We start from the raw sequence: 19,257 nt of genomic DNA, 5'->3' as shown, positions 1-19,257 counted from the left end.
CATACACCACCGGGACACCCGACTCCGGGAACGACGCCTTCGACACAGCCACCGCCGTATCGAAACGATCACCACCCGCCTGCCGCGACACATTCGGAACCGCCGGGGTGACAGCAGAAGAAGCAGCAGAGGCGGCGGAGCTTCCGATGCTGTTCCGCGCGACGACTGTGAACGTGTACGAGTCCCCGTTCGTCAGACCTGTCACGACGGCCTCAGTGGCCCCAGACGTCGATACGGTCTTGCCGCCCGGCTGGGCCGTCACCGTGTACCCAGAGACCGTCGCGCCGCCGTTTGCGGCCGGCGCGGTCCATGAGACGGCGGCCTGACGATCACCCGCGGTGGCCACCACCCGAGTCGGCGCCCCCGGCCGGGTCGCCTGCGTCGATCCGAACCAGTCAGTGAAGTAGTTGTAAAAGTTCCGGTTGCCGTAGCTGGAGCACGAGTTGCCGGTGCCGTAGCCGGCCTTCAGGGCGGCCGCGTTCGGCTGGTATGGCGTGTAGTAGTACAGCGCCGAGGTCGCCTTGTTCGCAACGTAGACGGGCGAGGTGCCGCACGCGCGGTTGGGGTGGTAGAGGATGTTCCACGTCTTGCCCGGTGCGTACCAGGTGAAGTAGCGGCCTTCCATGTACATCTGCATCTGCCGCGCCGCACCGTAGATCTGGTGGAAGAAACCGACGTACGCCGGGTTGCACGGCGCATCGTCGGGGCACCCCTGACCGAGCGCCTTGTCGTACCGCCAGGCGCTGGGCCACGTGTGCGTCACCAGGCTCTGCTCCTTCTGGAGCATGACGATGAGCACACGCGGGTTGATGTCGCATGCCTGCGACACGCGGTAGATGATGCGTGCGGCACTCTCGCCTTTCGCACCGGTGTACCCCTTGCAGTACTTGTCCGCGGGGCGGTTGACGGAGTCGATGCGGAAGTTCTTGAGGCAGACGATCGGACCCCACTTGTCGGATCCGCCGCGGCAGGTCTTCACCTTGGAGTTGAAGAACGACTGGATCTGAGCCTCGGTCATGGTGCCCTTGTCGGTGAACACCGCGTCGCTGATGATGTTGCCGGCCTTGAAACCGGCGAGCGAGGTCTTCACGGGCCCGCCCGGCGCACGGGTGACGACCGACGCAGAGGCCGACGAGAGGGACGCGGATGCCGCATTCACCGGCGCGGCTGTGCCGAGCACGAGTGCGAAGACGGCGACCAGGGTCGCGACCAACCGCCCTTTTCCGAACGGGTGCGAAGGCCGAGATCCATGCGCAGACATGTGACTAGTGTGACTGAAGTTGCGCCATGATGCCACTGTGGTGACGTTTTCGGTGATTGGACCCGGCGTGTCGCGCCGTTCACGGCGGGCTTTCAGGCGTCGTCAGAGATCCGCGTGCAGGGCCCAGACCCGCTCAGCCGAGCTCGCCCACGAGAACGCCCGCGCGCGGTCCGAGCCGAGCACCCGCAGCCGGCGCGCCCCATCCCCCAGGGCATCCATCAGGGCGTCACCGAGCTCCGCGGCATCCACCACGGCGCCACCGTCCGCGATCACGTCGCGGTGCACGCCTGAGTCCGCCGCGACCAGCGGCGTTCCCATTGCCATCGCCTCCACGGCCCGCCACGGCCAGGCCGAGATCGTGGATGCCGCGACGACCGCTCCCGCTCCGCCGATCACGGCGGCTCGATCGGCATCGCCCAGTGCACCGCGGATGTGCGCGCGCCGCTCGGGCAGACCGGCGGCGGATGCCGCGTCGGCGAGCGCGGGCTCGGCGCCGTCGGCGGCATCGAGCATCACCACGTCGATGTCCGCGCGCGCCGCGGCGCGGAACCCCTCCGCGAGCGCATCGCCCTCCCCCGTCACCACGACGTAGCGCTGCGGCAGCTGAAGATCGTCTCGCCGGCGCTCCGCGTCGTCAGGCACGCGGAAGCCGTCGGGCGGTGCGCCCGCGATCACCCGGATCCGATCGCCGAACGAGGCGATCCCGGCGAGGCGCTCGGCCATCGCGTGCGAGGGCACCACGACCGCGTCGGCGTGCTTGACGGCGCGCTTCAGCATCGCTCGCTGCCACACGACGCTCGCCTTGGGTAGAGCATCCGGCGTCTCCCACGCTTTCAGATCCCACACCGTGACCGTGGTCTGGTCGTTGTCGTGCAGACGGTCGTGACGCACCAGCGGCGCCATCAGACTCGGCGCGTGGATCAGCCCGCCACCCACGCCGGGGGCCATGCCGAGCTGCCATGACGCGGCGAGCTCCCGCCGCCCGAGCGGGAGTGTTCGCACATCGTGCACGCCGCGCAGGTCGACCGCGCCACCCGAAGGCACGAGTGCCGACACGAGGCAGCCTCGCGGCGCCGTCGACACGAGTCCGGCGGTCAGCGACAATGCCGCGCGTGCCTGATCGGCATCGACGACCTGCACCGCCTGATCGAGGACCACCCGCAACTGCACGCTCATGAGGCAAGCCTAAGCGGGCGAGCGAGAGAACCCCCGAGGCGGGGCCGTCGACGCGGCACGATGATCAGACGACGTGTCCCGTCGCAGACGTCCGCCCGGCAGCCGGCTTCACACCTCCGCGCGATCGACCGGCTCGAGCAGATCGCTCTTCTCGATGGCCTCGAGCGAGAGCACGCGGTATCCCTCACTCTCGAAGAACACCGTCATCCGATCCTCCTCGACGGCCATGACCGTACCCGGCCCCCACTCGCGGTGCCGCACGCGCTCATCGACGCGATATCCCCGCTCGCCGGCGCCGCCATCGTGAATCGCGTCGGACGCGCTCTGCTCGAGTTCGAGCTGCGCGGTTCCGTCGGCGCAGGTGTCGCAATTGCCGCACGGCGCGTCGAGCTCCTGACCGAAGTAACTCAGCAGCACCTGACGGCGGCATCGGCGGGTCTCCGCATAGGAGCGCATCATCTCGATCCTGGACTTGTCGATGCGCTCGCGCTCTTCGGCGCGCTCGAGCGCATCCGAGACCGCGTCCTCCTCGGCGCTTCCCGCCAGCAGCCGCGCACCGCCGCGGTTGATGCGCACGTGCCCGGTGTCCGACAGCAGCACGAGCAGCGACGTCACGCGGCGCGGCGAGACGTCTGCGCGCTCGGCCAGCTCGGCGCGGCGACGGCCGGCTCCGTCCAGCGCCCGCACCAGGCTTCTCAGCTCGCCGCCGGCGGGCCGGCGACCGGCGAAGTACTTCCTCAGGCCCAGGTCCTCGGACCGGAAGTGCAGGGTCGCCTGCGCGACCTCGCCGTCGCGGCCGGCTCGGCCCAGCTCCTGGTAGTACGCGTCGACGGATTCCGGAGCATCCGCATGCACGACGAAGCGCACGTTCTCCTTGTCGATGCCCATCCCGAACGCCGAGGTCGCCACGACGACGTCCAGCGCGTCGTCGAGGAATGCGGTGTGCACCTGCGTTCGCCTCTTCGCCGCCATTCCGGCGTGGTAGGCCTCGGCGCGCAGACCCCGCTCGCGCAGCTCGCCCGCATAGCGCTCGGTGTCGCGACGCGTCGCGGTGTAGACCAGACCCGGATGCGGCAGCCGGGCCGCCTCGTCGACGACGGCCGCCCGCTTGTCGGCGTCCTGCGTGTGCCGGCGCACCGACAGCGCGATGTTGGGTCGATCCAGATCGCCGATGCAGAGCACCGGATCCGTCAGGCGGAGTCTGCGCACGATCTCGGCGCGCACCGGCGTCGACGCGGTCGCGGTGAGCGCCACGATCGGGGGCCGGCCCAGTCGCTCCGCGAACGCCCCCAGCATGAGATAGTCCGGGCGGAAGTCGTGCCCCCACGATGCGATGCAGTGGGCTTCGTCGATCACCAGCAGAGAGACGTCCAGCTCGGCCAGGGCGGACAGCACGTCCTCCTTGGCGAGCTGCTCGGGCGCCAGCAGCACGAACTCCGCGCCACCGGCGCGAAGCCTTCGCCACGCCTCCCGCTTCGCCCGCACACCACCGGCGGAGTTCAGCGCCACGGCCTCCGCGGCGTCGGGGGCGTTCTCGATGCCGACGAGCTGGTCCTCCTGCAGGGCGATCAGCGGCGAGACGACCACCGTGACGCCCTCGCGCAGGGTGGCAGCGACCTGATAGACCGCCGATTTGCCGTATCCGGTGGCGAGCACGGCGAGCACGTCCCGCCCGTCGACCGCGGCGGCGATGGCCTCCCGCTGCGCCGGTCGAAGCTCGTCGATGCCGAACGATTCGCGCGCGACGCGCTCGATGTCCTCTGAGGTCACCGGTACATCCGATCGCACAGCGGCGCCGCACGGCAACCGGGTTGCGCGGCTGAGCCGATCACCCTAGGGCGCGGGCGTGGAGGTCGGCGGGTGCAGCGTCTCCTCGATCATCGCGCGGATCTGCTCGTAGTCGGGCTCGTGCTCGTCGACCCCGTTGTCGGGAGTCAGCTCGATGCGGGTGACCGGATGCTTCTTCGCCTTCATCACCAAGTCGAAGAACTCCGGCAGCTTGTCCTTCGGCAGATCGGTGTCCACCAGCGACGTGCCGGCGGCGGCGATCTCGTTGAACCGGGTCAGCACGTTCTCGGGCGTGAACTGCTCGAGGATGGCCACCTGCAACTCCCGCTGGCGTTTCATGCGATCCCAGTCGTCCGTCGTGTACCGCGAGCGCGCGTACCACTGCGCCGTGTCGCCGTTCATGTGCTGCTTGCCCGGCTCGATCCAGCCGATGGCCCATTCGCCGACATCCTCTGGACCGCCATGCCACCCCTCGGGCGGGCCGCCCTTCGGCAAACGCTCGGTCACCTCGATGTCCACCCCGCCGAGCGCATCGACGAGCTGCGCGAAACCGTTCATGTCGAGGAAGACGTAGTACGGGATCTCGAGGCCCAGCACGCCCTCCGCGGCGTCCTTCGTCGCCTCGATGCCGGGCGCAGAACCGTGCGCTGCGGCATCCGGGTAGAGACTCTTGCCGTGATCCTCGCGGCAGACCTCGGCGGCGTTGCGGATTTGGTTCATCCATCCGTTCCACCCGCAGGTCGCACTCGACTGCCCCGCGAAGCCGTCGGGGTACAGCTCGAGCATCGGGCTGCCCTCACTGAACGGGGCGTGCGGCAGCTCGCGCGGGATGCCGGTGATGGTCACCGCGCCGGTCTCGGCGTTCACCGACACCACCGAGATGCTGTCGAACCGCATGGAGTCTCGTCCGTCGCCGCTGTCGGCGCCGAGCAGCAGGATGTTGTAGTAGCCGTCACTGGGCGGCAGGCTCGGCCCGCTGTTGCCGAAGATCGCATCGAGGGCGCCGCGACTCGAGGCCGCGACGGTCGAGGCGTACACCGCTCCCCCGCCGGCCAGCGCCATCACCAAGAGCGAGGCGATCGGCACGACCCATCGCGACACGGCCGGCAGCCTGACCAGCCGCACCAGGCGCAGCGCGTCGACGGTCAGCACCAGCCAGAGCACGGCATAGCCGATCAGCGCGACCTGCGCCAGCGTCAGCACGATCCACGACAGCGGACCGGAGACGAGCCAGATCAACGCCGGGCGGGCGACCAGGGCGAGACCGGCGCCGAACACGAGCAGAAGCCACCCGATGAGGGTCGCGCCGAGGCCGAAGCGACCCAGCCGGCGGTTGCCCGCGAGGACCTGAGCCGAGCCGGGGATGAGCGCGTTGAGCACGACCAGCCACCATCCGCGCCGCCCCATCATCGCGGCATCGCCGAGGTCGGGGTTGCGCAGCGGGCGCGTCTCGATCAGCGGGCGCGCGCCTGGCCGAGAGGTGCGCGGAGCCGCCAGAGTCACAGCGAGTCCTTCAGCCGCTCGTTCTTCTCGCCGACCTGTGCCTCGAGCTCACGCGCGTACGCCTCGACGCGGTCGGCGAGCGCCGCATCGGAGGTGCCGAGGATGCGCGCGGCGAGGATGCCGGCATTGCGGGCGCCGCCGATCGACACGGTCGCCACCGGGATGCCGGCGGGCATCTGCACGATCGAGAGCAGCGAATCCATGCCGTCGAGGTACGCCAGCGGCACGGGCACGCCGACGACGGGCAGCGCGGTCATCGAGGCGAGCATGCCGGGCAGGTGAGCGGCACCGCCGGCGCCGGCGATGATCACCCGGATGCCGCGGCCGCGCGCCTCGCGCGCGTAGCTCATCAGCTTGTCGGGGGTGCGGTGCGCGGAGACCACCTCGACCTCGTGCGGGATGCCGAAGTCCGTGAGCGCCTGCGAGGCGTCGCTCATCACGCGCCAGTCGGAGTCGGAACCCATCACGACGCCGACCAGGGGCGAACTCGAGGAATGCAGCGGCTCAGTCACCATGACAGGCTACGGCCCGCCGCTGAGAGATTCCGGCAGCGGCACGCGTCACGACGGTCCGCGCCGGCTACAGGAACTGCGTGGCGGCCGCGCGGGCGGTGTACATGACGTCGTCGAGATCATCCCCCGAGACGTTCACGTGGCCGACCTTGCGCCCCGGTCGCGGCGCCTTGCCGTACGTGTGGATCTTCGCTTCGGGATGCTCTGCCATGGCCTGTGCGAAGCGATCCTCCAGCGCACCGTCCGCAGGGCCGCCCAGGATGTTGACCATCACCGTCCACGGCGAGCGCGGCTCCGTGCGTCCCAGCGGCAGGTCGGCGACGGCGCGCAGGTGCTGCTCGAACTGCCCGGTCACCGCCCCCTCCTGGCTCCAGTGACCGCTGTTGTGCGGACGCATGGCCAGCTCGTTCACCAGGATGCGCTCGTCGTCGGTCTCGAACAGCTCGACCGCGAGCATGCCGGTCACGCCGATGCCCTCGGCGATCCGGCGGCCGATCTGCTCCGCCATCTGCACGAGCCGGTCGTGACCGTTCGGCGCGGGGGCGATGACCTCGGCGCACACGCCGTCGCGCTGCACCGTCTCGACCACCGGGTACGCCCGGATCTCACCGCTCGGCCGGCGCGCCACCTGCTGCGCGAGCTCGCGGGTGAACGGCACCAGCTCTTCGGCGAGCAGGGCGTCACCCTCACCCGCGGCGTCGAACCAGTCGGCGGCATCCGATCCGGCGCGCACCACGCGCACGCCCTTGCCGTCGTAGCCCCCACGCGGCGTCTTCACCACCGCGCCGCCGCCGTGGTCGTCGATGAACCGCTGCAGCTCGTCGACGTCGCGCACGGCCGCCCAGTCGGGCTGCGGCACATCGAGTTCGGCGAGCCGGGCGCGCATGACGAGCTTGTCCTGCGCGAACTGCAGCGCGTCAGGCCCGGGATGCACCTGTACCCCGTCGGCGACGAGGGCGCGCAGCACCTCCTGCGGCACGTGTTCGTGATCGAAGGTGACGACGTCGACATCCCTGACGAACGCGCGCACCGTCTCGAGATCGCGGTAGTCGCCGATGGCGGTGGCCGCCAGCCGGGCGGACATCCCCTCGTCCTCGGCGAGCACCCGCAGGTCGATACCCAGCTCGACCGCCGGGGCGATCATCATCCTGGCCAGCTGTCCGCCGCCGATCACGCCTACGCGCACCGTCATTCGCGTTCCCTTCGTCGGCCACCATTCTTCCGCATCGGCGGGCACGGCGAGGCCCGGTCTGCTAACACCGGGCATCCGCGCGCCCCTGGCGGTCAGCGCCCGTCGAGCGGATCCGAGGACTGCGCGTCGCGATGCGCCAGGATCTGGTTCACCTCGACCTGATCGGCGAGCGCCTCGTGCACCAGGTTGACGCTGGGCACGTTGAGCAGCCGCAGCGGCGCGTCGACGCCGTTGCTGAGGGTGATGGTGCCGGCTCCCCACATGCGCTGCAGCAGTCCGCGACGCACGGCGATGGAATACCCGCGGGTGTGCGACAGCTCCCGGCGTCGGCGCGCGCCGAGACCTTCGCGCACGATCACCCGCCGGGTCGTGATCGTGTAGGTGCGCGACACCCACACCACGAACGGCGCGACGACGAGCAGAACGATCACGGCCACGGCTGCGACGACCAGCATCCAGTCCTCGAGTGGAGACCGCAGGTTGCCGTAGAAGTACGCGGTGGCACCGCACACGCCGATGAGCACCGCAGCCGACCAGAACAGCCGGCGCGCGTGGCTGCGGAACCGCGCGACCAGCAGCTCCTCGGCGGAAGCGCCGGCCGGCGGCATCATCGGCCGGCCTCCGAGCGTGACGGGCTGGGTCATGCCTCCATTGTGCCCACCGCAGCGCGAGGCGTCGTTCGGCGCGCCGAGGTGCTCACACCGGGCGGACGTGCACCACGTCGCCGGCGGAGACGGCATGCTCGCCCTGGCCGTCGTCGACGACCAGACGCCCGTCCTCGTCGATCCGGGCGGCGGTGCCCACCATCTCCCCGCCGCCGGGGAGATGCACCCGCACCGGCTGCCCGAGGGTGACGCAGCGGGCGACGGCGGCCGCGTGAAGTCCCGAGGCGACCGCTCCGTCGCCGAGGGCGGCGACGATCGCCGCCAGGCGAGTGAGGTAGTCGGCGATCAGCGTGTCGGCGTCGACAGGCGCGCCGAGCGCCGCGAACGAGGTCGCCGTGGGCACCGGCAGCTGCTCGGCGGTCATGGCGGTGTTCACGCCGGCGCCGACGATCACGGAATCCGGCGTCGCCTCCGCGAGGATGCCGCAGATCTTCCTTCCATCGACGAGCACGTCATTGGGCCACTTCAGGCCGACCCGGTGCCCTGGCAGCTGCGCGGCGACGGCATCCGTCATGGCGACGCCCGCGGCGAGCGGGATCCACCCTCTCTCCCGCGCACCGGACGGCAGCTCCCGCAGCAGCACCGACGCGGCGAGCGCGGAGCCGGGTGGCGTCACCCAACTGCGGTCCAGGCGTCCTCGTCCGGCGGTCTGCGTATCGGTGAGCAGCACCGAGAGATGCGGCCACGACACCGCATCGCGGGACGCCTGGCGCAGCTCGGCGTTGGTGGAGGGGCTCTGCGCCGCGACGACGAGCCGCGAGGCGACACCGGCCGCGCGGTCGAGACGCATCAGTCCTCGTCCTCGTCGTCGTCCTCATCGTCGTCGACCTCTTCGTCGACGGTGCCCCGCGCGAGATCGCGACCGTGCCAGTCGTCCCACGCATCCATCAGCTGTTCGATCGCGGCATGGAACTTGGCCGTGGCGGCCCCTTGGGCCGTGTCGCCGAAGTAGTGCTGCACCCAGGTGCGCAGTCTCGCGACCGCCTCGTCGTCGGCGCGCACCCGCTCGACCTCCGCGACGACGTCGGCTGCACCGTCGACCGTCAGCCATTCACAGGCGGACAGGTACCCCTTCGTGTCGATCGACGCCCGCTCATCCGCCGGACGCGTGATCAGCAGCGGGCGACCCGCGGCGAGACGGTCGTAGACCATCGCGGAGATGTCGACGATCGCGACGTCCGCCGCGGCGAGCTGCCAGCCCAGATCCGGCCCGTCGTCGTAGACGTGCTGGGCGGCCGGGTCGGCGGCGTTCGCCTCGGCGATCGCGGCGAGGATGCGGCGGTGCGCCGCGCCGTACTCCGACCTGACCACGCCGCTGCGCGGGTGCGGACGGTAGATGACGCGGTGCGTGCCGGTGGCGAGCAGTCCGCGCACGATCGCCTCACCGTGGCTGGCGATCGATCCGTAGTGCGCCGACGGCCGGTCGCCCTCCCAGGTCGGGGCGTATAGCACGACCGTGCGATCGTCGGGCGTGTACGGCAGGGTTCCGGAGTAGTGGTCGGCCTGCGGCCTGCCGATCTCGATGGTGCGGCGATCCAGGTCGTAGTCCCACAGGGTGCGGCTGAGTCGATCGCGCGCGGCCTGCCCGGCGATCAGCGCGTAATCGTACGCCTTGTACTGGTTGGTGGTCATGTACATCTTGTCGGACTCGCCGTGGTTGATGAACACGTGCCAGCGCCGGCCGTACCGGAACATCTGGAAGTTGCGGGTGTTCTGGTTCACGTACAGCACGACGCGGATGTCCTGCGTGGCGAGGAAGTTCTCGAGGTTGCGCACGGTGGGCACGAAGGCGACCGGCGGGCCGTCCTCCTCGATGAGCTTCTCCGCACCGGTGGGGCTGCGCGAGAGCACGACGACCGGCCAGCGCTGGGCGAGCCCCGCGAGCGGCTTGTACCACTGCCGCATCTGATACATGTTCACCGCGCCGTCCGCGAAGTAGACGGCGATGCGGTAATGGTCGCGCGGGTGCGGTCCCTGGGCAGCGAGTGTGCGCCTGACGTGCTGTACCGACTTGCGCGAGGCGAAAGCCTTGCGCAGCAGTCGAACCGCCTTCTTCCCGTCCGAGACGACACCCATCGTTCCAGAATACGGCTTCACGACGCCGCGCCGTCGCGGGCCGCCTGCTCCTCCCAGGCATCCGCCAGCCACTGGATCACGGCCTCGAAGCGCGCCGTGGCCGCGCCCGGAGTGGTGTCGCCGAAGTACCGGGTGGACCATCGCCCCAGCCGCGCGATCGCCTCGTCATCCGCCCGCACCCTGTCGATCTCGGCGGCCACGTCGGCGGCGGCCTCGGCGCTGAGCCATTCGCAATCGGACAGGTATCCGGTGCGGTCGACCTCGGCCTCAGCACTCACGGGACGGGTCACCATCAGCGGCTTTCCCGTCGCGAGGCGGTCGTAGATCATGGCCGACACGTCGAGGATCGCGACGTCGGCCGCGACCAGCTGCCAGCCGATCTCCGGCCCGTCGTCGTACACGTGCTGTGCACCGCGGTCGGCCGCGTTCGCCGCCTCGATCATCGACACGATGCGCCGGCTCGCGTAGCCGTAGGCGTCATCGATGACACCGGTCCGCGGATGCGGGCGGTAGATGACGCGGTGCCGGCCGGTGGCGAGCAGCTGCTCGACCAGCGTCACGCCGTGGCTGAGCACCGAACCGTAGCTCATCGACGCGCGATCGCCCTCCCACGTCGGCGCGTACAGCACGACCGTGCGATCGTCGGGGGTGTACGGCACCGTCCCGGCGAAGTGATCGGCCTGGGGCCGGCCGATCTGCAGCGTGCGCCGGTCCACGTCGTAGTCCCACAGGGCGTCGGCGAGGCGGTCGTGGGCGGCCTCTCCCGCGATCAAGGCGAAGTCGTACGCTTTGTACTGGTTGCTCGACATGTAGATCTTGTCGGACTCGCCGTGGTTGATGAACACGTGCCAGCGCTGCCCGTATCGGAACATCTGGAAGTTGCGGGTGTTCTGGTTCACGTACAGCACGATGCGGATGTCCTGTCCGTCGACGAACTCCTCGAGGTCGTCGACCCGTGGCACGAACGCCACCGGCAGCGCGCCGTCCCGCAGCAGTCCCTCGGCTCCCAGCGGCGAGCGCGCGATCACGACGACGGGCAGGCGGTCCGCGATCGCCTGCAACGGCCGGTACCACTGGCGGATCTGGTAGAGGTTCACGTCGGTGTCGGCGAAGTAGACGGCGATCCTGTAGCGGCGCTGCGCGTGGGGGCGATGCTCCGACAGCGTCCGCCGCACGCGCGCACCCGCTGCTCGCGTCGCGACCGCCCGGCGGAGCAGGCGATAGGCCTTCTGGGCATCGATGAGCAGATCCATTCGCGGCACCGTAGCGGTTCAACCTCGGAATCGTCCGAGCAGCGCACGCGCCCGCGCATGACATGATCGACGAGTGCACGACAACGACAGTCTCGAGGCCGCGGGGGTCTCGTTCGTCATGCCCGTGCTGAACGAACGGGACTACCTGGAGCACGCGGTCCGGTCGGTGCTGGGTCAGGACGTCGCGGGCCCGACGGAGCTCGTGCTCGCGCTCGGCCCCTCCACCGACGGCACCACCGCGCTGGCCCGGCGCCTGGCCGCCGAAGACGACCGGGTGCGGTTGGTCGACAACCCGCAGGCGCACATCCCGGTCGGGCTGAACGCCGCCATCCGCGCCAGTCGGCACCCCATCGTGATCCGCGTGGATGCGCACTCCGAGCTCTCCCCGGGATACGCGCGCACAGCACTGCAGACCCTGCAGCGCACCGGCGCGGCGAACGTCGGTGGCGTGATGCGCGCCGACGGCCGTACGCCGTTCCAGCGCGCCGTGGCGCGCCTGTACAACTCGCCGGTCGGTCTGGGTGGCGGCGCCTACCACGGTGGTGCACGCGAGGGCGAGGCGGAGTCGGCGTACCTCGGGGTGATGCGCCGGGAAGTGCTCGATGAGGTCGGCATGTTCGACGAGAGCATCCGCCGCGGTGAGGACTGGGAGCTGAACCTGCGCATCCGTCAGGCCGGGCATCTGGTCTGGTTCGACCCGGAGCTGTCGGTGACGTACTGGCCGCGCGAGAGCTGGTGGCGCCTGGCGCGTCAGTTCCGCGCAACCGGCGCGTGGCGCGGCGAGCTGGTGCGCCGCTACGGACGCCGCAACAGCCTGCGATACTTCGCCCCTCCCGCTCTCGTCGTGCTCACCGCCCTGTCGGCTGGCATCGCTGTCCTGCAGCTGTCCGGTGTGCTGCGCGGTGTGGCGGCGCTGATCGCATCGCTCGTCTACCTGCCGCTGGCCGCGTACCTGCTGCTGGTCCTCGCCGTCGGGTTCGGCGGTGTGGGCATCGCACGCGGGCCGCGGGGCATCCGTGAACGACTGTGGACGCTGGCCGTGCTGCCCACCATGCACGTCGCCTGGGGACTCGGCTTCCTCGCCGGCGCACTGCGCGGCGCGCGCGACACCGTCGACGCGTCGCGCCTGGGCGATCGCAACACGCCGTTGCCCTGAGCGGGCGGGTCCGGGCCAGAGGGTCAGACGGTCAGACGGTCAGCCAGCCCTGGTCGAGGATGCGCGACACCACCCGCTCGGCCGCACCGCCGTCGTCGAGACGGTTGAACTGCGCGCGCCAGGCCGCGTAGCGCTCACGGTACGTCTCCGGAACCTCGAGATCGCCGAGAGCGCTGACGAGTTCGGTGTGACTGCGCACCAGGGGACCAGGTGCGCGCTCGGCGAGGTCGAAGTAGAAGCCGCGCAGCTCACCCCTGTAGTGCTCCAGATCGGGTACCAGGAAGCACATCGGCCGTCCGGTGACCGAGAAGTCGAACATCACCGACGAGTAGTCGGTGATCAGCGCGTCGGCGATCAGCAGAAGACGTGCCGTCTCCGGGTATCCGGTGACGTCGATCACTCGCGCACCCGCCCTGTCCCGCCCCGGCCGCAGCGTCCGGGAGTGGCCGCGCACGAGCACCACCGAGTCGGTGTCGGCCGCCAGCCGCTCCGGATCGACGAAGTCCACCATCTCGGCCCGGTCGTCGCGCCAGGTGGGCGCGTACAGCAGCACCCGCTCGTCGACGCCGATCCCGAGGGAGGCGCGCACGGCAGTCGGGTCGCCGGCGGCGAGCACGTCGTTGCGCGGGTACCCCTCGACCCAGATCGGCTTGCCGAAGAAGGCGTACGCCTTCCTGAGGATGCGGGCCGCGTACACGTTCTGTGCGAGCAGCGCATCCCAGCGGCGGGACTCCTTGACGACGGCCGCCATCCGACGCGGGGCGAAGCCGGGGCGATGCAGGGCGAGCCGCTTCAGCGGCGTGCCGTGCCAGGTCTGCAGCACGCGCTGACCCGGCTTGCGCACGAAGCGGCGCCGCAGCCAGTCGTTCACGACGAGCAGCCGGGCGTCGCCTCGAGCGCGCCACCATGCGGGCGACCCCTCCACGACGGCGATCGCTCCCTCGGGCACCTCGACCGACAGGTCGGTCACGCTCCAGTACCGGGTCACGGCGGGGGCGCGTTCGGCGAGCACCCGATCGATGGCCCGCGGGTTGCAGCCGGCGTTCTGGCCGTAGAAGCTCTCGAAGAACACCGCATTCTCGCTCGCCCCGACCTGCGACACGTAGCGCTCCTCGAGCGTACCCTGGCCCTCGGCGGTCTCGTAGATCGGGTCGAGCGGAGGCGCGATGAGCACCGTGGAGCCCTGGACTTCGATCCGCAGGGTCGTCAGCAGCGTGGGGGCGAGCATGACACCGTCCGTGGCGATGCCGTCTATCTGCAGCGTGTAGGTTCCCGACGGCAGCGGCAGTTCCTTGCCGCCCCAGCGCGCCACCTGCAGCCGGAAGGTCGCCTTCCAGGTCTTGCCGCCGCCGGTGATCCTTCCGGCGGTGCGCGCACGGGGACCGTCGAGCGAGGCGGATGCCGGTCGCGCGCCTGTTCCCGAGACGATCAGCGTGTGCGCGTTCTCGTCGACGCGCGCCTGCGCGTCGGTCCGGGCGGTCGTCATCGTGCTCCCTTCGGCGCCGGGATCCCCCGTGCGCGGATGGTCTGGTACACGCGGCGGGCGTTGTGTCCGTCGCGATGTGCGTGCATCAGCGCGCTCAGCGCGGCGGAGCGCGCGGAGCGCCTGGCCTGCTCCTCGCCGTCCTCGAGGAGGGCGTCGAGCTGCGTGATCGCGCCGTCCCAGTCGCGCGCGAAGTCCTCCCCTGCGACCTCCGCGTAGCTGCCGTAGAAGCCCCGGTCGCGGGCGTAGTCCTCGGCATCCGGGGCGAGATACACCACCGGCATGGCCAGCAGCCCGACGTCGTACGCCAGCGACGAGTAGTCGGTGATCAGGGCGTCGAACCTGGGCAGCGCGGGTGTCACATCGGGCAGCAGCGCCGCGCTCAGCATCCGGACCCGCCCGCTCGACCATGGCGGCGCGTACGCCCCCTGCCCCAGCGGATGCGAGCGCACGAACAGCACCGCATCCCGACGTTCCAGCAGCTGCACCAGCCGCACCCACTGCTCCGCTGTGGGGATGGCGGGATCCGGCGCTCCGTCGCGCCAGGTGGGTGCGTACAGCAGCGCGCGCTGACCCGGCAGCAGCGGGCCGGTGCGGGTCAGCAGAGCGGTGGCGGTGACGCGACGTTCTGCGGGGGACCCGGCCGACAGTACGTCGACGCGGGGCTCACCGGTGACGATCACCCGGTCGTCGCCGAGGCCGAAGGCGGACTCGAGGCGGCCTCGGGAGCGATGCGAGGCGGCGGGCAGCACGCGGATGCGCTGCGCGGCAGCACGGTACATGACGGCGATCAGGCGACGCAGCAGCGGGGCGCCGGGCACCGCCGGCACCTGCACCGTCGCCGGCGAGTCCAGTCCGATGCGCTTGAGCGGGATGCCGTGCCAGAGCTGCACCACGAAGGCGCCGGTGACGGCGTAGCGGTTTACGTCGCCGAATCCGTGCGTCACCACGACCACACCCGCCCGGGCGGTCCGCCACCAGCCGCGGAGACTGTCGCGGCGCACCGTGCGGATGCCGAGCGCGCCGGCATCGACGTCCTCACGGGCCGAAGCGGTCAGCCAGGTCACCCGGTGCCCGGCGCCGGCCGCGACGCGGTGCAGCGCGAGGGCGCCGTCGCCGACCCCCGCCCCGCAGCCGATGACCCAGCCCTCGCCGCGTCGCACGAGCAGCGTGCCCAGGCGCCCTGCGGCGTACAGCGGCAGGCGGAGCAGCTTGGCCGCGTTGCCGGTGCCGAAGGAGAAGGACGCCACCCCGCGAGCCTATCGCGGGGTGGCGTCCTTCTCTTGCGCGGGAAGCGCGTCGGCCGCTCGGCTCAGAGCTTCAGCTCGCCGAGCTCCAGCTCGACCTGATGGGTCTCACCGTCGCGCACGTAGGTGACATCGGCGCTGCTGCCGGCGGCGGCCGCTCGCACCTGCGCGGTCAGGTCCGTCGCGCCGGTGATCGGCACGCCGTTGAACTCCGTGACGACGTCGCCCGCCTCGAGCCCCGCCTCCTCCGCCGCTCCACCCGGAGTGGGTTCGGCGATCAGCGCGCCGGCGACGGTGGCGCCTTCCTGACCGGCCGCGTCGCGCACCATGGCGCCGAGCAGTCCGTGCGTCGCGGCGCCGTCGGCGATGATCTCGTCGGCGACGCGCTGGGCGATGTTCGACGGGATCGAGAAGCCGAGCCCGATCGACCCCGACTCCCCCTGGGACGAGCCACCGGCCGTGGCGATGGCGACGTTGATGCCGATCAGCGCGCCCTTGCTGTCGACGAGCGCACCACCCGAGTTACCGGGGTTGATGGCGGCGTCGGTCTGGATCACCGCGATGGAGATCGACTGGGTGGGCTGCTGGTTCGGCATCCCCGGGATGTCGAACTGGAACGGACCGCCCTCGTCGTCGCCTTCGGAGCCGTCACCGGGCTCCTCGCTGTCCGGCACCGTCTCGGGGACGGCGGCGGACGCGACCTGGATGCTGCGGTTGAGCGCGCTGACGATGCCGGTGGTGACCGAGTTCGACAGCCCGAGCGGCGCGCCGACGGCGACCGCCGTGTCTCCGACGTTGAGCTCGGAGGAATCGGCGAACTCGATCGGGGCGAGATCCTTCGCACCTTCGAGCTTGATGACCGCGAGGTCGTAGATCGGGTCGGTGCCCACGACCGACGCCTCGTAGATGTGCCCGTCGGACGTGGTGACGCGGATCGCCGGATCGGCGACGGCTCCGCCCAGGGTGACCACGTGCGTGTTGGTGAGCACGTAGCCGTCCTCGGACAGGATCACGCCGGACCCGCTGCCGCCCGCCTGGGATCCCGCGACCTCGATCGTGACCACCGAAGGCAGCACCTCGGTCGCGATCGCGGTGGTCTCGTTCACCGAGCCGGGGTTGTTGACAGTGACGGTCTGCGGTCCGGACTCGGTCGGCGACGCCGGTGTGGCGAACACGGCATTGCCGATCGCGCTGCCACCGAATCCGGCGGTGCCGCCCACGAGCGCCGCCGCCAGCAGGAGAGCCGCGACCTTGACCGGCCCGCCGCTCTTTCGCTGCTTCGGCTCGGCGTTCGCCGGGGCGGCGAGCAGCGAAGGGTCCAGTGGGACGGTGGCCTGGGTGTGCGCGTGCGCGTCGTAGGGCTGCGGCGCCGCTCCCTGCGCAGGCTGGGGCCCGGCGCCGTGTGGGCCGGCGGCGTAGCCGAAGGCTGCCCCGTGCGCGGTACGGTCATCGGAGCTCGTGCCGGACGGGCTCGGGGCGTACGGCGTGGGCGCCGGTGCGCCGGCCGGCGGCTGCCAGCCCGCCGGTGCGTGCGAGCCGAACACGCCGGGGATGTCATGGCCCGCCTGCGCGGGTGCCGGGTGGTCGGAGCCCGCGGGGCGCTCGGGCGGCGTGGTCGGCTGCGGGGCGGACGCCTCCTGTGCCGGAGTGTCCGGCACGCCTGCGGCGGAAGCGGGCGTACCGGCGGCGCCGGCCGCATCCGCTCCGGGCTGGTCGCGGTCCGGGGTCTCGCCGGGGGTGCTGTTCTCGTTCATGGTGTGCTCCTTGTCAACGCTCCTTCAGCGTGACCCCCGAGTCTGTGCGTTTCGTATGGCGCGCATGGATTTCGCCTATGGTCTTAGCCTGTCTTGCATGGATGTCATCCCCGGCGCCTGGCGGCGCACTGCAGCAGGAGCAGGCCTTCTGTCCCCGGAAGGAGAGGTCGCGCCCACCATCTTCGCAGAGATGTCCGCCGCGGCGGCCCGCACCGGCGCGATCAACCTCGGGCAGGGATTCCCGGATGAGGACGGGCCGCTCGAGGTGCTCGAGGCCGCCCGCGAGGCGATCGCGCAGGGCGCGAACCAGTATCCGCCGGGCCGCGGCATCCCGGCCCTGCGCGACGCGATCAGCGAGCACCAGCGGCGCTTCTACGGGCTCGACGTCGACCCCGAGCGGGAGGTGCTCGTCACGGCCGGCGCGACCGAGGCGCTCAGCGCCACACTGCTGGCCCTCATCGACGGCCCCGACGACGAGGTCGTCGTGTTCGAGCCCTACTACGACTCGTATGCCGCCGCCGTGGCTCTCGCCGGCGCGAGACTGCGCACGGTGCCCCTGCGACGCCCTGGCTTCCAGCCGGACCTCGACGAGCTGGCCGCCGCGGTCACCGACCGCACCCGCATCATCCTCGTCAACGATCCGCACAATCCCACGGGGGCCGTGTTCGGTCCTGAGGTGCTCTCCGAGGTGGTCCGGCTCGCGCACCTCCACGACGCCGTGATCGTCACCGACGAGGTGTACGAACACCTCTCCTTCCACGCTCCGCACACGCCCATCGCGACATTGCCCGGTGCGGCGGAACGCACGCTGACGATCTCATCGGCAGGCAAGACGTTCTCGACGACCGGCTGGAAGATCGGCTGGGTGCACGGGCCCGCCGCCCTGATCACCGCGGTGCTCACCGTCAAGCAGTTCCTGACCTATGTGAACGGCTCGCCGTTCCAGCCGGCGATCGCGGTCGGTCTTCGCCTGCCCGACCCCTACTTCGCCGACGCCGCGGCGGCCCTGCTGCGCAAGCAGGAGCTGCTGGGCGAGGCGCTCACGGACGCCGGCTTCGTTGTGCACGCCCCGCAGGGCGGGTACTTCACCGTGGCGGATGCGGCGCCGCTCGGGGGTGCGGATGCGGCGGCGTTCTGCCGTGAACTGCCCGAGCGGGCCGGGGTCGTGGCGATCCCTCTGACGGCCTTCGTCGCCGCCGAGCACCGTGCGGAGTACGCCGGGCTGGTGCGCTTCGCCGCCTGCAAGCGGGTCGAGGTGCTCGAGGAGGCGGCACGGCGGCTTGCGGGCCTGCGCTGACGGCGGTCAGGATGCCGGGCTGACGCGATAGCGGCGCAGCCGCAGCACGGGGTTCGTCTCGCGTGTGCGCGCGATGAGCGCGGCGTCGACGGAGGCCATGGCGATGCCCTCCCCCGAGCTGGCGCCGGCGACGACGACCCCCTGCGGATCGATGATCTGCGACAGGCCGACGCCGATCGGGCCGGGGTGGTCGGCGGCGATCACGTAGGCGGTGCTCTCGATGGCCCGTGCGGTGAGCAGAGTCGTCCAGTGGTGCTCCTTCAGCGGGCCGCGCACCCACTCGGCCGGCACGATCATCGCGTCCGCGCCGGCGTCCACCAGGGTGCGCGCCACCTCGGGGAAGCGCAGGTCGTAGCAGGTCATCAGGCCGAAGCGGATGCCGTCGACGTCGAACACCGCGGCGGCGCCCGTCTCGCCCGCGGCGAGCCAGTCCGACTCGGTCTGACCGAACGCGTCGTACAGATGCTGCTTGCGGTAGGTGGCGAGCACCCCGGCATCCGACACGGCGACGACCGCGTTGTGCACGCGGCCGGCGTCCGCCTGCTCCACCAGCCCCGCGACGATCACCGCACCGTGCTCGCCGGCCAGCGCCCGCAGGGCCTGCACGAACTCCCCGTCCAGCGACTCGGCGTTCGCCGCCAGCGTGTCATCCATCGGGTCGACGAAATAGCTGGAGTACTCCGGCAGCACGATCACCCGCGCCCCGCGCGCGGCGGCCTCTGCCACCAGTTCCGCGACGCGCTCGCGATTCGCCGCCCGCGAGGCGACGGGCGCGAACTGGCAGACGGCGACGAGCGGAGCGGAGGCGGTCATGGCTTCCATGATGCCGCAGACCCCGGCGGACGCACCGGTCGCGCCTGCGACACGACGAAGGCCCGGTCCTGACGGACCGGG

General features: G+C 71.1%; 16 protein-coding genes. 2 read left to right on the top strand and 14 right to left on the bottom strand.

What is annotated here, in order from left to right:
* The 10 genes from ACFWH5_RS13850 to ACFWH5_RS13805 all read right to left on the bottom strand — a co-directional run.
* On the bottom strand, positions 1-1,213 hold a 1,213-nt coding region (locus ACFWH5_RS13850; protein WP_378835513.1), incomplete at its 3' end, for a fibronectin type III domain-containing protein.
* A gap of 150 nt (positions 1,214-1,363) precedes the next feature.
* A complete protein-coding gene (locus tag ACFWH5_RS13845) occupies positions 1,364-2,437 on the bottom strand; it encodes a glycosyltransferase (protein ID WP_378835512.1) in 1,074 nt (357 codons plus the stop codon).
* 108 nt (positions 2,438-2,545) lie between these two features.
* Positions 2,546-4,207: a RecQ family ATP-dependent DNA helicase gene (locus ACFWH5_RS13840; protein ID WP_378835510.1), complete on the bottom strand. Its 1,662-nt coding sequence runs from the start codon at positions 4,205-4,207 to the stop codon at positions 2,546-2,548.
* 63 nt (positions 4,208-4,270) lie between these two features.
* The gene (locus ACFWH5_RS13835) at positions 4,271-5,728 is read right to left on the bottom strand and encodes an LCP family protein (protein WP_378835507.1); all 1,458 of its coding nucleotides are present in this window, start codon (positions 5,726-5,728) and stop codon (positions 4,271-4,273) included.
* Positions 5,725-6,192: a 5-(carboxyamino)imidazole ribonucleotide mutase gene (gene purE, locus ACFWH5_RS13830; RefSeq protein ID WP_378835808.1), complete on the bottom strand. Its 468-nt coding sequence runs from the start codon at positions 6,190-6,192 to the stop codon at positions 5,725-5,727. The genes ACFWH5_RS13835 and purE overlap by 4 nt, the downstream gene beginning before the upstream one ends.
* 115 nt (positions 6,193-6,307) lie before the next feature.
* Positions 6,308-7,432 carry a 5-(carboxyamino)imidazole ribonucleotide synthase gene (locus ACFWH5_RS13825; RefSeq protein WP_378835505.1) on the bottom strand — a complete coding sequence of 375 codons (1,125 nt, stop codon included), beginning with the start codon at positions 7,430-7,432 and terminating at the stop codon, positions 6,308-6,310.
* A 92-nt stretch (positions 7,433-7,524) separates the two neighbouring features.
* Positions 7,525-8,076 (bottom strand): PH domain-containing protein, encoded by a 552-nt coding sequence (locus ACFWH5_RS13820; RefSeq protein ID WP_378835503.1) that lies wholly within the window; start codon positions 8,074-8,076, stop codon positions 7,525-7,527.
* 52 nt (positions 8,077-8,128) lie between these two features.
* Positions 8,129-8,887 (bottom strand): biotin--[acetyl-CoA-carboxylase] ligase, encoded by a 759-nt coding sequence (locus ACFWH5_RS13815; protein ID WP_378835500.1) that lies wholly within the window; start codon positions 8,885-8,887, stop codon positions 8,129-8,131.
* Entirely contained in the window at positions 8,887-10,173 is a 1,287-nt protein-coding gene (locus ACFWH5_RS13810; RefSeq protein WP_378835498.1) for a CDP-glycerol glycerophosphotransferase family protein, read from the bottom strand. The genes ACFWH5_RS13815 and ACFWH5_RS13810 overlap by 1 nt, the downstream gene beginning before the upstream one ends.
* Before the next feature lie 17 nt (positions 10,174-10,190).
* On the bottom strand, positions 10,191-11,426 hold the full coding sequence (locus ACFWH5_RS13805) for a CDP-glycerol glycerophosphotransferase family protein (RefSeq protein WP_378835495.1): 1,236 nt from the start codon (positions 11,424-11,426) through the stop codon (positions 10,191-10,193).
* Between the two features lie 118 nt (positions 11,427-11,544).
* On the opposite strand from ACFWH5_RS13805, the gene ACFWH5_RS13800 reads away from it, so the two are divergent.
* Positions 11,545-12,582, top strand: coding sequence for a glycosyltransferase family 2 protein (locus ACFWH5_RS13800; protein ID WP_378835806.1), 1,038 nt, complete (start codon positions 11,545-11,547; stop codon positions 12,580-12,582).
* A 31-nt stretch (positions 12,583-12,613) separates the two neighbouring features.
* On the opposite strand, the gene ACFWH5_RS13795 is transcribed toward ACFWH5_RS13800, so the two are convergent.
* The 3 genes from ACFWH5_RS13795 to ACFWH5_RS13785 form a co-directional block, all read right to left on the bottom strand.
* Positions 12,614-14,068, bottom strand: a complete 1,455-nt coding sequence (locus ACFWH5_RS13795; protein ID WP_378835492.1) for a CDP-glycerol glycerophosphotransferase family protein — start codon at positions 14,066-14,068, stop codon at positions 12,614-12,616.
* Positions 14,065-15,315, bottom strand: coding sequence for a CDP-glycerol glycerophosphotransferase family protein (locus tag ACFWH5_RS13790; protein WP_378835490.1), 1,251 nt, complete (start codon positions 15,313-15,315; stop codon positions 14,065-14,067). Before ACFWH5_RS13790 ends, ACFWH5_RS13795 begins: the two co-directional genes overlap by 4 nt.
* A gap of 62 nt (positions 15,316-15,377) precedes the next feature.
* Positions 15,378-17,066, bottom strand: a complete 1,689-nt coding sequence (locus ACFWH5_RS13785) for a trypsin-like peptidase domain-containing protein (protein WP_378835487.1) — start codon at positions 17,064-17,066, stop codon at positions 15,378-15,380.
* 97 nt (positions 17,067-17,163) lie between these two features.
* Between ACFWH5_RS13785 and ACFWH5_RS13780 the strand changes: the two genes are divergently transcribed.
* The gene (locus ACFWH5_RS13780) at positions 17,164-18,363 is read left to right on the top strand and encodes an aminotransferase class I/II-fold pyridoxal phosphate-dependent enzyme (RefSeq protein ID WP_378835485.1); all 1,200 of its coding nucleotides are present in this window, start codon (positions 17,164-17,166) and stop codon (positions 18,361-18,363) included.
* Positions 18,364-18,369: 6 nt separating this feature from the next.
* Here ACFWH5_RS13780 and ACFWH5_RS13775 read toward each other — a convergent pair whose 3' ends face one another.
* A complete protein-coding gene (locus ACFWH5_RS13775; protein ID WP_378835482.1) occupies positions 18,370-19,176 on the bottom strand; it encodes a carbon-nitrogen hydrolase family protein in 807 nt (268 codons plus the stop codon).
* Positions 19,177-19,257: the final 81 nt, after the last annotated feature.

Origin of the sequence: Microbacterium sp. NPDC058345 (genome assembly GCF_042723855.1) — a bacterium.
Taxonomy (GTDB): Bacteria; Actinomycetota; Actinomycetes; order Actinomycetales; family Microbacteriaceae; genus Microbacterium.
The sequence above is the reverse complement of the archived record's forward strand: the minus strand, read 5'-3'. Positions and strand labels throughout refer to the sequence as shown.